Origin of the sequence: Clostridium sp. BSD2780061688st1 H5, assembly GCF_005845155.1 — a bacterium.
Taxonomy (GTDB): Bacteria; Bacillota; Clostridia; order Lachnospirales; family Lachnospiraceae; genus Claveliimonas; species Claveliimonas intestinigallinarum.
The window spans coordinates 57,562-71,552 of the sequence record NZ_SPGT01000011.1 but is presented as its reverse complement, the minus strand read 5'-3'; the positions used below and the strand labels follow the sequence as shown (position 1 = coordinate 71,552).

The following is a 13,991-nucleotide window of genomic DNA, read 5'->3' as shown; positions in this document are numbered from 1 at the left end:
AGAACCATGCAGATTGAAATGCGCGGAATTGACAAGTCCTTTGGCGGCAACGCGGTTCTTAAGGAAGCCGGATTTCTGCTGGATCACGGTGAGATCCACGCGCTGATGGGCGAGAACGGCGCGGGGAAATCCACCTTGATGAAGATCCTGACGGGAGTCTACACAAAGGACGCCGGGCAGATCATTGTGGACGGACAGGAGGTGTGCTACAAAAATCCGCAGGAAGCGGAAAAGGCGGGGATTGTCTTTATTCACCAAGAGCTGAATGTACTGTTTGATCTGACAGTGGAGGAAAATATGTTCCTTGGAAAAGAGATACACGGCCGATTTGGCGTGTGCGACAAGAAGGCTATGAGGGCCGAGGTCAGAAAGATCCTGGACAGACTGGGCGTGTCCATTGATCCACAGCAGAGAATGAGCGAGCTGTCCGTGGGGCAGCAGCAAATGATCGAGATCGCCAAGGCGCTTATGGTGGACGCCAAAGTCATAATCATGGATGAGCCCACCGCGGCGCTGACCCAGAGTGAGACGGAGGTTTTGTTCCAGGTGGTGAGATCGCTGAAGGAAAAGGGCGTCTCCATCGTCTACATTTCCCACAGAATGGAAGAGATCTTTGAGCTCTGCGACCGGATCACTGTGCTCCGGGACGGCTCCTACATTGATACAAAACGTATCCAGGACACGGATATGAACGATGTGGTGAAGATGATGATCGGCCGGGAGATCGGAGAGCGTTACCCCCTCCGCGAAGCCAGCATCGGAGAGGTTGTCTTTAAGGTAGAGGGACTCACCTGTCCGGGCGTATTTAAGGATGTGTCCTTTGAAGTCCATGCCGGGGAGGTGCTTGGCGTATCAGGCCTGATGGGCGCGGGAAGAACAGAGATCATGCAGGCGATATTTGGAAATATGCCCCATGTCACCGGGAAGCTTTTTTTGAACGGAGAGGAAATACATAACCATAATCCCGGGCAGGCTATGAAAAACGGTATCGGCTTTATCACCGAGGACCGCAAGACCGAAGGCCTGATGCTGGAGGAGAGCATCCGCAAGAACATCTCCCTCGCCAATCTGGGACGCATTTCCAGGAGGGGCGTTCTCAGGAAAAAAGAGGAGCGGGAGCTGGTGCAAAAGGGAATCGAAGAACTACATATCAAATGCTTTGGGCCGGAGCACGAGTGCGGCAGACTGAGCGGCGGAAATCAGCAGAAGGTGGTCTTCGCAAAGTGGATCTACACAGATCCGAAGGTGCTGATCCTGGACGAGCCCACCAGAGGCGTGGATATAGGCGCAAAAAAGGAGATTTACAATATCATCAATGACCTTGCCGCAAAAGGCGTGGCGATCATCATGGTGTCTTCGGAGCTCCCGGAGGTGCTGGGAATGGCGGACCGCATCATGGTCGTGAGAGAGGGACTTGTGCGGGGAATTCTGAGTAAGGAAGAGGCGGACCAGGAAAATATCATGATCCTGGCGACAGGAGGAAATTTAAATGAATAAGCAGAAAACGATCAATAAGATACAGGATCTGGGCGCCCTGATCGCGCTGATCCTTTTAGTGGTAGTCATCGGTATCATCAGCCCGGAGTTTCGGACTGTGGGAAACTTTTTGTCACTGCTGAGGCAGTCCTCCATCAACGGACTGATCGCATTTGGAATGACCTGCGTTATCCTGACCGGGGGCATTGACCTGTCCGTGGGCTCTGTCCTGGCTCTGTCCACTGCGCTGTGCGCGGGATTTATATCAAACGGGATGCCCGTGGGGGCTGCCATGCTGCTGGCTCTGGTGATCGGGACAGGACTTGGCTTTATCAGTGGTATCCTTGTCACAAAGGGAAGACTGTAGCCCTTTATCGCTACCCTTGTGACTATGACAGTCTACAGGGGACTGACCATGATCTTCATGGACGGGAAGCCCATCTCCAACCTGGGAGACAGCTTTACCTTAAAGGTAGTGGGAAAGGGGAATTTCTATCACATTCCCATCCCTGTAATCCTGTTTATCCTGATTTTCGCCCTCTTTATGTTCATTCTTGAGAAGACTACATTCGGCAGAAGAGTGTACGCCACAGGAAGCAACTGGGAAGCAGCCCGGCTGGCGGGTGTGAACATCCACAGGACAAAGCTTGCCGTCTATGCCATCTCCGGCGGTATGGCAGCGCTGTCCGGACTCATTCTCCTGTCCAGACTGGGATCTGCCCAGCCAAACCTGGGAGACGGGTATGAGCTGGACGCCATCGCCGCGGTGGCTCTTGGCGGTACAAGTATGAACGGCGGCCGGGGACGCATCTGGGGAACCTTTGTCGGCGTACTGATCATCGCTGTCCTGAATAACGGGCTGAACATCTTGGGCGTTTCATCCTACTACCAGGATGTGGTAAAGGGTATCGTGATCCTGATCGCGGTGCTGTCCGACAGAAAACGCTAGGAGAGAAAGGAGAAGAGCAATGATGAAAATAAAGAAAATGGCAGCACTTTTGCTGACAGCAGTCATGGGATTTTCGCTGGCCGGCTGCAACGCCATCACCATCGACGGCGAAGAGGGGAGTATCACAGAGGGAGGAAGCGGGGGAAACGGCAGCATTGGCTTTTCCGTATCCACACTGAACAATCCATTTTTTGTGACTCTGAGCGAAGGCGCCGAGGCAAAGGCCGAGGAGGAGGGAGCAGATCTGATCGTGGTGGACGTCGGCGATGACGCGGCAAAGCAAACAAGTGATATCGAGGATCTGATCTCCAGAAATATCAGCGTCCTCATTGTCAATCCGGTGGACTCTGACGCAGTGGCTCCGGCCGTGCAGGACGCGGTCGCGGCGGGAATCAAGGTCATCTCCGTGGACCGCGTAGTCAACGGAGTGGACGTGGACTGTGCCATTGCCTCCGACAATGTGGAGGGAGCCAGGATGGCCACAGAGTATATGGTGAGCCTCATCGGCGAGGGGGCAAAGACAGCGGAGATCCAGGGAACCTCCGGGGCCAGCGCCACCATCGACAGAGGAGAGGGCTTCCACCTTGTGGCAGATGAGCAGCTCGACGTTGTGTCCAGCCAGACAGCTAACTTCAGCCGCTCAGAGGGAATGACTGTCATGGAGAACATCCTCCAGGCTCAGCCGGATCTCAAGGGCGTGTTTGCCCACAATGACGAGATGGCCTTGGGCGCGGTGGAGGCCATCGGAAACAGGGATATTGTGGTAGTGGGATTTGACGCCACAGACGATGCCCTGGCAGCCATCCAGCAGGGAAGAATGGCAGCAACCGTTGCACAGAAGCCAGACCTTATGGGCGCTACAGCGGTGGAGACAGCCATCAGCCTGGTAAACGGCGAGACAGTGGAAAAGGAGATCCCGGTTGAGGTGGAGCTGATCACAAAGTAAAAGAAAAAACTAGACAAAAAGCAACCAACAGGAAAAAAGAGATACCCGGCGAACTGATGCGGTTCTGCCGGGTATTTCGGCTTATTGTCTGCCTTTTCCGGATCCCTGCCGGGCCGGGTTGACAGACTGTTGGGCGAAAAATATAATAAAGGGTATGAAACAGGTTTCAAAACGGAAGGAGCAAACAGACCATATATGACCAGTATCAGAGAAGTGGCAAAGCTAGCAGGTGTGTCCCCCGCCACTGTTTCCCGGGTGATGAACGGCACCGCAAACGTGGATGAGAAAAAAAGGCAGAGAGTGCTGGAGGCTATAGAAAAGACAGGCTTTCGCCCCAATGAGTTGGCCCGGGCCCTTTACAAAAAGTCGTCCCGGATGATCGGCGTGATCGTCCCGGACATTGAGAATCCGTTTTTTAGTGAGCTCTCCAAGGCGGTGGAGGAGCAGGCATACCGGACCGGGTACCGGATCCTTCTGTGCAACTCTGACGATGATCCGCAAAAGGAGATGATGAATATCCAGATGCTTGTCCAGATGAAGGCGGACGGGATCATCATCACCACCAATTGCGACAGCACCAGCCGGGTGCTGGGGGACTGCCCCATCCCTGTGGTGGTGGTGGACAGAAAGCTGAAGGGTGAGAGCGGCACCGCCTTTATCGAGGCGGACCACTATAAGGGCGGGCGTCTGGCGGCCCGGCATCTGGTGGAGTGCGGATGTAAGAATATCGTCTGTTTGCGGGGACCTTTGGCCTATTCCAGCGGCCGGCAGCGCTACCAGGGCTATCTGGACATATGCGAAAAATACGGTCTGAAGGAACAGTACGTGAACTGCACCTACGACTATGAGGCCGGACGGCGGGCAGCAGGCGAGCTGATGCGAAGATTCCCGGACACAGATGGCATCATTGCCTGCAACGATATGGTGGCCATCTCTGTATACAAGGAGCTTACGGCCCGGGGCAGGCGCATACCGGAGGAGATCCAGCTGATTGGATTTGACGATATCAAATTCAGCAGGATGTGCACGCCAGAGCTGACCACAGTGTCCCAGCCTATCAGGGAGATGGGCTCCCTGGCGGCAGGCATCATCATCCGGCACGTGGAGGGGGAGGAGTTCCTGCAGGAGAATGTGTTCGATGTGAAGCTGGTGGAGCGGGATACGACGAGAAGGAAAAAAGAGCAGAAGAAATAGAAGAGAGAATAAAATAAAAGGTAAAACAAGAAATATGGGAGGGGCTGTCCTGAATTGCTATTCAGAGGCAGCCCCTCTTGTGTTTAGCAAGCGCTAATTTACTGCGCATAGAAGAAATTGGTGCGCTTGATATTTTTCAGCTCTTCCGGCGTCAGGCGCAGGGAGGAGATAAGCGCCTCGTCCTCCGGCAGCGGTGTCTCCGAGACAATGACCTTCATGGCGATATTCTGGTAGAAATAGCTGATGGTCGTGAGAAGACCGATCTTGTAGGAGGTGTGCCGGTTCAGGGATGAAACCCGGAGGGTGAGGGTGTCAAATGGCGGCTCTGTGCAGCTCAGGATAAAATCAATGCAGGAATCCGTGTAGGATACCCTTCCGTCATAGACATAGTTGGCATCATAATAGTTTGCCGTGTCTGCCACATCGTAATACATGGTAGACTTGAAGGACATTTTCTGGTTGATGAGAACTGCCTTCTGCAGTTTATTTTTCTCCCCGTTAAACCAGTAGAGATAGAGCTGCTCTGAAAAATATTTTTGATATCGTGTCAAATCATTTGAATCCTCTGTTACGCAGGTGTCGGGCAACAGGGAGGAGATTTCGATATTGAGGATTCTGCAGATGTCTACAAGAGTGTCAATACTGATGAATATTTCCCCTTTTTCGTATTTGGATATAGTGGCTGTACTTTTGTTCAATTTTTCTGCCAGATCATTTAAGGTCAAATGCTTGGCCCGGCGTCTGGCCCGGAGCTTCTGACCTAAGGTTGTGTAAAAAGAACCAGAATTCATACGATCATTCCTCTCTGCATAAAAACAATCTTCATTTTAATACAGATTTTACCATATAAACAGTGAGATGGACAAATGTTTTTTGGGAAAATAAAAGCGGAATGGATAAAGTTGACTAAAAATAGTGTTTCCTATCCTATATTGAGAAAAATAGATGAAAAACGATAAAAATAAATTGAAAATTGAAGGGAGGGAGATGAAAAGCCAAATAATTATCTCTTTAATAGAATTTGTGGGGAACAAAATTTCGTAATACGAAAAAGACCGGATTTGTGAATTTGTTATCAATAAAGCTATAATCTTTGTAAAGATCTTTGTAAAAAAAGAGGCGCGGCGCATATGAACACATGAAAATGAGAGATTGGAATGGAGGCGGTATGGATGGCTAAAGAGGCCAAACAAGGCTACAAGAAAAATCTGGGAACGATCCTTTTGCTGGCATTTGCCGGATCGATTATTTACGGACTTCCCTATTTTCGCTCCTACTATTATGACACCTATCAGAATATGTATAATCTGACCAACACGCAGATGGGACTTCTGGGGAGCGCCTATGGCCTCCTCGGCGTGTTTTCCTATGTTATAGGAGGGGTTCTGGCGGACAAGATCAAGGCGAAGAAGCTGCTGATTTTCTCCATGATTGCCACAGGTCTTGGAGGACTTCTGCATCTGGTGGTGAGCGACTTCTACGCGTTGGCGGCTATTTACGGACTGTGGGGCGTGACCTCGCTCCTGACCTTTTGGCCGGCCCTGATGAAGATTGTAAGGATCCAGGCGACGGACGAGGAGCAGAGCAGGGCTTATGGCATTTTCGAGGGAGGCCGGGGCGTGTTCAATGCGGCGCATCTGGCTGTGGCAACTGCGATCTTCGGCGTGTTCGAGGCGAGGGCAATGCCCTATATGGGAATTGATGCCATCATCTGGTTCTATTCCCTGGCGCCATTGATCGTGGGTATCATCTTTATATTTATCCTGAAGGAGCCGGATACAGTGGATGAGACAGGCTCCTCACAGCAGGTTTCCTTCAAACAGATCCTGAGCGTCCTGAAAATGCCTGTTATGTGGCTGATCATTATTATGATCTACACAAGCTATACATTTAATATGTCTTCCTACTATTTTACACCGTACGCCAGCAATATCATCGGAGTTACGGCTGTGATTGCGGCGATCCTGACAGTCATGTCTCAGTATATTCGCCCCTTTGCCGCTACCATCGGCGGGTTTGCAGGGGATAAGGTGGGAAAGAGCAAGACCATGATCGTGGGATACGTTCTCATGGTAGCCGGAGTGATCATCATGGATATGACGGGAAGAATGAGCTCTGACACGAGGATGATCCTTGTTGTGGCAGCCTGCGTGCTTGTATATGCGGGTATGTTCTCCAACTTCGGACTGTATTTTTCCTTTATCTCAGAGGCGGGAATCCCGGTGGAGCTGGGAGGAGTGGCTATCGGCATGGCATCCACATTCGGCTATCTGCCAGAGGTACTGAGCTACACCATCGCAGGAAAGCTGTTGGATACATATCCGGGATACCAAGGCTATCACCTGAACCATATGTATATGATCGCGATGGGCATTATCGGTCTCATCGTGGCTGTTATCTGGACAAAAAAATATGCGAAAAAGCCGGCAGCGGCCAAAAGTGAGGAAATCTAAAACTATTTTCATATATTTATTAATAAAGGAGGTTCGTGAATATGGCAAAAGTAGAACCAAAAGCAAAACGGGTGATGAAGAGAGAGGAGTTCCCCTATGAGTGGGATGTGATCGAGAACCAGTGGATCACCATGTCAGACGGGTGCAGGCTGTCTGCCCGCGTCTGGCATCCAAAGACAGACAAGCCGTTGCCCACAGTGTTTGAGACCCAGCCCTACCGCAAGCGGGACGGCATGAGAGGGCGGGACGAGCCCATGTACGGATTTTTCGCCGGCATGGGATACAATGTGGTCCGCGTGGACATGCGGGGCGCGGGAGAGTCTGACCAGTGCTTTTACGATGAGTATCTGAAGCAGGAGCAGGATGATGCGGTGGAGTGCATCGAGTGGATTGCCCAGCAGCCCTGGTGCGACGGTAATGTGGGAATGATGGGAAAATCGTGGAGCGGCTTTAACTCCCTGCAGGTGGCGGCGAGACAGCCAAAAGGGCTGAAGGCTATTATCTGCGTGGGCTTTGTGGATGACAGATATACTCAGGATATTCACTATAAAGGCGGCTGTCTGCTGAATGACAATTTCTGGTGGGGCAACATTATGCTGGCCTACATGTGCCGTGCCATTGACTCTGAGATCAAGCCGGACACCTGGTATGAGGAGTCTATCCGGCGCCTGGAGGAGATGCCTCTGTGGCCGGCTAACTGGCTGGAGCATCAGACAAGGGATGACTACTGGAAGCACGGCTCAGTCAGCGTGAACTACGATGACATCAAGGTGCCGGTCTTTGCCCTGGACGGATGGGCTGACTCCTACACAAACAGCGTGCTCACCCTGATGGAGGGGCTGAGCGTTCCGAGAAAGGCGCTTATCGGACCCTGGGCCCACGTGTTTGCCCATGACGGGGCTCCCCAGCCAGCCATCGATTTTCTGGGAGAGGCTACAAAGTGGTGGGATAAATGGCTCAAAGGCATTGACAATGATACACTGGACTGCCCTATGGTACAGGTATGGCTGGAAGACAGCATGAAGCCGGAGACGGTACACCCTGTCAGCGATGGCCGTTGGGTGGCACTGGACAAATGGCCCTCTGCGGATGTGGAGACAAAGACGCTGTCCATGACCTACGGACATCTCCAGGAGGAGGCAAACACGAAGGAGGAAGTGGTGGATCTGTGCACCCTTCCCAATCACGGGCTTCTGGCCAACGAGTGGATGGGAGCTGGAGTTCCGGGAGAGAGCCCGGCCGATATGCGGGTGGACGACGGTATGGCCATGGTATTTGACTCTGACATTTTAAAGGAAGAGGTGGAAATATTAGGCTATCCGGAATTTGAGGTGGAGCTTACCAGCGATAAGCCAAACGCCTTCCTCTACGCTGAGCTCTGTGACATCCATCCCGACGGAGCGGCCACGAGAGTGTCCTATGGGCTGATGAACCTGACCCATCTGGAGGGCCACGAGAAGGTGGTTTATCTGGAGCCGGGCAAGAAATATAAGGCCAGGGTGCAGCTGGATGTGTGCGGACACAATTTCCCTGCCGGCCACAGGATCAGACTTGCCATTGCCAATTCCTTCTGGCCCATGATATGGCCATCGCCGGAGCTTGCTACGCTGAAGCTGGATCTGTCCACTGCCAAATTTTCCCTGCCCCTGTTTAAGGGAAAGGATGCCAAGGGACCGGACATGGAGGCAAGATGCGCGCCGCTCACACCAATGACTACACTCTCGCCGGGACATGTGGACCGGCAGATCACATATGATCTGATCACGGATACGTGGACCTCCATCACTGATGGCGTGGGAGGAGTGTTCGGAGAGGGCGTGTACCGCTTTGACGATATCGGCACAGTTGTAGAGCACAATCTGAAGAGGGAGCTGACCATGAGCAACAAGGATCCCCTCTCAGCGAAATATACAATTTATCAGAAGATGAAGAACGGACGGGAGGGCTGGCTTACGGACTGCGATATCGTGGTGACCCAGACTGCGGATCTGGAAAACTTCTACATCACCGGCTATATGGATGCATCCATCAATGGGGAGCATGTGTTCCACCGGGATTACGATTATAAAGTAAAGAGAAACGGTCTTTAAGGACAGAAGACAGAACCGAAAGGGGTGAGGACCATCAAGTATAAAAAAATCAGTTTTAAGGAACTTGTGTTGATGAATGTCTCCGCACTCTACGGGATCAGATGGATTGCCAAATCAACCTCAGACAGCTTTGGCCTGGGGTTGGGGGCAATCCCCATGTGGGTCATTTTTATGCTGATCTTTTTCATCCCACAGGCGCTGATGTGTGCGGAGCTGGCCTCGGCCTATCCCACAGATGGGGGACTCAATGACTGGGTGAAGATCGCGTTTGGAACAAAGTACGGATTTCTCGTGTCCTGGATGCACTGGACAGCTCTGATCTTCTGGTACGCCTCCTTCCTGACCTTTCTGGCCATTAACATCAGCTACATGATCGGGAAGCCGGAACTGGCGGACAATAAGCCATTTGTGCTGATCATGTCGCTGGTGGTGATCTGGGGGCTGTCCTTTGTCAGTATGAGGGGCATGAAGCTTGGAAAATACTTTACAAGCGTGGGGGCCTTCGGGTCGGTGATACCGACCATTTTTCTGATCGGCATGGCCATTCTGGCCGTAGTTGTCCTGAAGGCTGCCCCCAGCGCTTCCGAGTACACGGTGTCTACGCTGACGCCGAAAATGAATATGAATTCTCTTGTGGCTATATCCGGCATTACATTTGCCTACACAGGGGCGGAATTTACAGCCAACTTTGTGTCCGACATGAAAAACCCCCAGAAGGATTATCCACGGGCTATCATGATCGCGGCGGGATTGATCTGCGTGCTCTATGTTGTGGGAGCTGTCTGCATGACTATGCTGCTTCCCACCTCGGAGATCTTCGCCTATACAGGCACACTGGATGCTCTGGCAAAGGCAAGTGAGCTCCTTGGAGTGCCGCAGGTTCTTGTGCAGATCCTGGCGTTTGGTATCGCCCTGTCTGTTCTGGGAGCTCTTGTCCTGTACATTGTGCAGCCGGTGAAGATGCTGTTTGGCTATTCAGAGCCGGGGATCTTCTCGGATAAGTTCATGAAGAAAAACCAGTACGATGTGCCGGAGAAAGCCATCCTGTTCCAGGCTGTGCTGATTACAGTGCTCCTGGCGGGAGTCAATCTTTTTTCGGCAGTGGAGACCATCTACAACGTGCTCGTCACCATGACAGCGCTGACATCCCTGTTCCCCTATGTGCTGCTGTTTGCAGCGTACATTAAGATAAAGAAGGAAAAAGAGGATAAGCCGGAGCTGTATCAGATGACGACAAATAAAAAGTGGGGCTGCTTCCTTGGGTATTCAGAGCTGGTGATCTGCGGGATCGCCATCGTATGCTCCGCCTTACCGGTGATGTCCACAACAGGTGAGAACATCATTTACGAGATTGAGCTGATCGGCGGCGCGCTGTTCGTGCTGTTGTCCGGCCTGTGGCTTTGGAAGCGATCCGGGCTGGAGAACAAAATGGGGACGTAACACTTTGCAAAAGTATTACGTCTGGATTTAGACTAACTGGTGTGTAATTGTGTCAAATATAATCGGTTGCGACTCCGCCTGTTTTGATTGGTATCACGAAAAAAGCAAGAGTTTCTCACGTATTACGCGGAAGAAGCTCTTGCTTTTTTCAGATTAATCACGATATGAGTGGAAATTGTGTGTGAACACAGTGGTGGTTTGACACAATTATACACCAGTTGGATTAGTTTGAGACGTAACACTTTTGTAAAGCATTACGTCCCCAATTCATTATTTACTCTCGCTTTGCTTTTTCATCTCCTGCATCTTCAGGGCGCGGACCTTGAGCGGAAGCCCGAACAGGGTGATGAAGCCGTCAGCGTCGTGGTGGTCATACATATCGCCTGTTGTGAAGCTTGCCAGGGACTCGCTGTACAGTGAGTAGGGGGAGGTGGTGCCGGCCTTGATGATGTTGCCCTTGTAGAGCTTGAATTTGACTTCGCCGGTCACATACTCCTGGGTGCTCTCCACGAATGCCTGAATGGCCTCCCGGAGGGGTGTGAACCACTTGCCCTCGTATACGACCTGGGCCAGCTTGTCGCCCATTTCCTTTTTCATTTCCGTTGTGGCGCGGTCCAGAACTAGCTCCTCAAGCTGCTGGTGCGCCTCATAGAGGATAGTTCCGCCAGGGGTCTCGTAGACGCCGCGGGACTTCATACCCACTACACGGTTCTCTACAATGTCAATGATGCCGATGCCGTGCTTGCCGCCCAGCTCGTTCAGCTTGCGGATGATGTCGGAAACCTTCATCTCAACGCCGTTAATGCTCTTTGGAACACCCTTTTCAAATGTCATAGTCACATACTCCGGCTCGTCCGGTGCCTTCTCCGGAGGTACAGTGAGGACTAAAAGATCATCGTAGTTTGGCTCGTTGGCCGGATCCTCCAGCTCCAGGCCCTCGTGGCTGATGTGCCACAGGTTGCGGTCACGGCTGTAGCTGTGCTTTGCGTCAAAGGGAAGGTCGATGCCGTGCTGGCGGCAGTACTCGATCTCGTCCTCCCTGGACTGCATGGTCCAAAGATCTGTCATCCGCCAGGGGGCGATGATCTTGATGTCCGGAGCCAGAGCCTTGATGGCCAGCTCAAAGCGGATCTGATCGTTTCCTTTTCCTGTGGCGCCGTGGCAGATGGCAACAGCGCCTTCCTTCCTTGCGATCTCAACGAGTCGCTTTGTGATGGCGGGGCGGGCCATGGCCGTGCCGATAAGGTATTTGTTCTCGTACACTGCGTGGGCCTGCACGCAGGGAACAATGTAATTGTCGCAGAAATCATCCACAATATCTTCTATATATAATTTGGAAGCGCCGGACATCTTCGCTCTCTCCTCCAGACCGTCCAGCTCTTCGCCCTGTCCGCAGTTCACGCAGCAGCAGATAACATCGTATCCGAATGTCTCCTTCAGCCACGGGATGACGGCTGTTGTGTCAAGTCCGCCTGAATAGGCAAGTACCACTTTTTCTTTCATTGCATTTTCCTCCTGAAATGTATTTTCATTTTTCTGCGCTGCTGTGAGCCGCGCTTAAAATAACCTAAATCGCAAGGTTTACTATACACCATATTTTATAATTATGCAAGTGTAATGCAAAAAAAACGAATTTTAGTGTATATTATACAAAGCTTTTGGAAAAAATCCGATTGCGCCGGGAGAAACCGCATAAAAATGAGGGATAGACGAGAGCGCGCGGGAGCAGGGAACGCTGGGCGAACAGAGGGAAACAGGAGGGGCACAGGAAATAATGACAGAAAAAACTTGCATAATATTCATTGTGGATGTATAATCATGCAGTACAAACGTACAGCGGGGAAAAAGTTCCGGCAATCCACTTTACACAGAAAGAAAAGTGGTATAAACTTTAACAAGTGTTATTCTATTTTAATAAGAAAGGATATGCGAAAGATGATAAGAGCAGGAATTATCGGTTCCACCGGATACGCGGGAGCAGAGCTGGTCCGCATCCTGATGGGACATAAGGACGCCGAGATCGTGTGGTACGGCTCCAGGAGCTATATAGATAAGAAGTACGCAAGTGTGTACCAGAATATGTTCCAGATCGTGGACGCGGTCTGCATGGATGACAACATGGACGAGCTGGCAGCGGCGGCGGACGTGATCTTCACAGCCACCCCCCAGGGACTGTGCGCTTCCCTTGTCAATGAGGACATCCTAAGCAAGGTGAAGATCATTGACCTGAGCGCGGATTTCCGAATCAAGGACGTGGCTACCTACGAGAAGTGGTACGGCATAGAACACAAGAGCCCGGAGTTTATAAAGGAGGCAGTCTACGGTCTGTGCGAGATCAACAGGGAGGATGTGAAGAAGGCCCGGCTCATCGCAAACCCGGGCTGCTACACCACCTGCTCCATCCTGACGGCCTACCCTCTGGCGAAGGAGGGGCTCATCGACATGGACACTCTCATCATTGACGCCAAGTCCGGCACCTCCGGCGCAGGGAGAGGGGCCAAGGTGCCCAACCTCTTCTGTGAGGTCAATGAAAACATGAAGGCCTACGGCATCGCCTCCCACAGGCACACTCCGGAGATTGAGGAGCAGCTCGGCTACGCCTGCGGACACCCGGTGGTGCTGAACTTTACGCCTCATCTGGTACCCATGAACCGGGGCATCCTGGCCACAGAGTACGCGAAGCTGACAAAGGATGTGAGCTATGAGGACGTGAAGGCCGTGTACGAGAAATATTATAAGGATGAGAAATTCATCCGCCTTCTGGATGAGGGCGTCTACCCAGAAACCAAGTGGGTGGAGGGCAGCAATTACGTGGACATCGGCTTTAAGATCGATGAGAGGACAGGCCGCATCATCATGATCGGAGCCATTGACAATCTTGTGAAAGGAGCGGCCGGACAGGCGGTGCAGAACATGAACCTGGCCTTCGGACTGACCGAGGATACAGGGCTGGATCTTGTGCCCATGTTCCCATAGGAGGTAACCAGACATGACAATCCGGGAAATGACAATAGATGATTACGAGGAGGTGTACCACCTCTGGAAGCAGATCAAGGGCTTCGGCATCCGGAGTATTGACGACTCCAGGGAGGGCGTGGAGCGCTTCCTTATGAGAAATCCCACCACCAGTGTAGTGGCGGAGAAGGACGGGAAGATCGTGGGCAGCATCCTGTGCGGACATGACGGCAGGAGAGGCTGTCTCTACCATGTGTGCGTGGACGAGGCCTACCGGCGCCACGGCATAGGAAAGGCCATGGTGGTGAGGGCCATGGAGGCCCTGAAGGCGGAGAAGATCAACAAGGTCTGTCTTATTGCATTTACAAAAAATGACATCGGAAATGCCTTCTGGAACACCATCGGCTGGACAGAGAGAGAAGATCTGAACTACTACGATTTCGTGCTGAATGACGCCAACATCACGGCGTTCAATGAACAGTAATAAA

10 protein-coding genes and 1 pseudogene are annotated in these 13,991 nt (G+C 52.0%); 9 read left to right on the top strand and 2 right to left on the bottom strand.

Annotation, left to right across the window (positions count from 1 at the left end; genetic code table 11):
• The first annotated feature begins 6 nt into the window (after positions 1–6).
• The 4 genes and pseudogenes from FGQ86_RS08735 (at position 7) to FGQ86_RS08720 (ending at position 4,565) form a co-directional block, all read left to right on the top strand.
• Entirely contained in the window at positions 7–1,497 is a 1,491-nt protein-coding gene (locus tag FGQ86_RS08735; RefSeq protein WP_138303529.1) for a sugar ABC transporter ATP-binding protein, read from the top strand.
• Positions 1,490–2,425, top strand: a pseudogene (gene rbsC, locus FGQ86_RS08730) (ribose ABC transporter permease). Before FGQ86_RS08735 ends, rbsC begins: the two are co-directional and overlap by 8 nt.
• Before the next feature lie 19 nt (positions 2,426–2,444).
• A complete protein-coding gene (locus FGQ86_RS08725) occupies positions 2,445–3,371 on the top strand; it encodes a substrate-binding domain-containing protein (RefSeq protein ID WP_347562499.1) in 927 nt (308 codons plus the stop codon).
• A gap of 195 nt (positions 3,372–3,566) precedes the next feature.
• Positions 3,567–4,565, top strand: a complete 999-nt coding sequence (locus FGQ86_RS08720) for a LacI family DNA-binding transcriptional regulator (protein WP_033125061.1) — start codon at positions 3,567–3,569, stop codon at positions 4,563–4,565.
• A gap of 98 nt (positions 4,566–4,663) precedes the next feature.
• On the opposite strand, the gene FGQ86_RS08715 is transcribed toward FGQ86_RS08720, so the two are convergent.
• Positions 4,664–5,116, bottom strand: a complete 453-nt coding sequence (locus FGQ86_RS08715; RefSeq protein ID WP_242842814.1) for a hypothetical protein — start codon at positions 5,114–5,116, stop codon at positions 4,664–4,666.
• A gap of 621 nt (positions 5,117–5,737) precedes the next feature.
• Here FGQ86_RS08715 and FGQ86_RS08710 point away from each other — a divergent pair.
• The 3 genes from FGQ86_RS08710 to FGQ86_RS08700 are packed head-to-tail and all read left to right on the top strand — an operon-like array spanning position 5,738 to position 10,548.
• Positions 5,738–7,018 (top strand): MFS transporter, encoded by a 1,281-nt coding sequence (locus FGQ86_RS08710; RefSeq protein WP_033125063.1) that lies wholly within the window; start codon positions 5,738–5,740, stop codon positions 7,016–7,018.
• Between the two features lie 41 nt (positions 7,019–7,059).
• Complete coding sequence (locus FGQ86_RS08705) at positions 7,060–9,108, top strand: CocE/NonD family hydrolase (RefSeq protein WP_033125064.1); 2,049 nt, start codon at positions 7,060–7,062, stop codon at positions 9,106–9,108.
• A gap of 24 nt (positions 9,109–9,132) precedes the next feature.
• The gene (locus tag FGQ86_RS08700) at positions 9,133–10,548 is read left to right on the top strand and encodes an APC family permease (protein ID WP_347562498.1); all 1,416 of its coding nucleotides are present in this window, start codon (positions 9,133–9,135) and stop codon (positions 10,546–10,548) included.
• Between the two features lie 270 nt (positions 10,549–10,818).
• Here FGQ86_RS08700 and FGQ86_RS08695 read toward each other — a convergent pair whose 3' ends face one another.
• The gene (locus FGQ86_RS08695) at positions 10,819–12,051 is read right to left on the bottom strand and encodes an argininosuccinate synthase (protein ID WP_033125065.1); all 1,233 of its coding nucleotides are present in this window, start codon (positions 12,049–12,051) and stop codon (positions 10,819–10,821) included.
• A gap of 432 nt (positions 12,052–12,483) precedes the next feature.
• On the opposite strand from FGQ86_RS08695, the gene argC reads away from it, so the two are divergent.
• The gene (gene argC, locus FGQ86_RS08690; RefSeq protein WP_033125066.1) at positions 12,484–13,524 is read left to right on the top strand and encodes an N-acetyl-gamma-glutamyl-phosphate reductase; all 1,041 of its coding nucleotides are present in this window, start codon (positions 12,484–12,486) and stop codon (positions 13,522–13,524) included.
• A 13-nt stretch (positions 13,525–13,537) separates the two neighbouring features.
• Positions 13,538–13,987, top strand: a complete 450-nt coding sequence (locus FGQ86_RS08685; protein ID WP_033125067.1) for a GNAT family N-acetyltransferase — start codon at positions 13,538–13,540, stop codon at positions 13,985–13,987.
• Positions 13,988–13,991 lie beyond the last annotated feature (4 nt).

What these genes read in the sequence shown, in the direction of transcription:
- FGQ86_RS08695 (WP_033125065.1), bottom strand. Translation starts at nt 12,051, where the DNA reads ATGAAAGAAAAAGTGGTACTTGCCTATTCAGGCGGACTTGACACAACA.
- FGQ86_RS08735 (WP_138303529.1), top strand. Translation starts at nt 7, where the DNA reads ATGCAGATTGAAATGCGCGGAATTGACAAGTCCTTTGGCGGCAACGCG.
- FGQ86_RS08725 (WP_347562499.1), top strand. Translation starts at nt 2,445, where the DNA reads ATGATGAAAATAAAGAAAATGGCAGCACTTTTGCTGACAGCAGTCATG.
- FGQ86_RS08705 (WP_033125064.1), top strand. Translation starts at nt 7,060, where the DNA reads ATGGCAAAAGTAGAACCAAAAGCAAAACGGGTGATGAAGAGAGAGGAG.
- FGQ86_RS08685 (WP_033125067.1), top strand. Translation starts at nt 13,538, where the DNA reads ATGACAATCCGGGAAATGACAATAGATGATTACGAGGAGGTGTACCAC.
- FGQ86_RS08710 (WP_033125063.1), top strand. Translation starts at nt 5,738, where the DNA reads ATGGCTAAAGAGGCCAAACAAGGCTACAAGAAAAATCTGGGAACGATC.
- FGQ86_RS08720 (WP_033125061.1), top strand. Translation starts at nt 3,567, where the DNA reads ATGACCAGTATCAGAGAAGTGGCAAAGCTAGCAGGTGTGTCCCCCGCC.
- argC (WP_033125066.1), top strand. Translation starts at nt 12,484, where the DNA reads ATGATAAGAGCAGGAATTATCGGTTCCACCGGATACGCGGGAGCAGAG.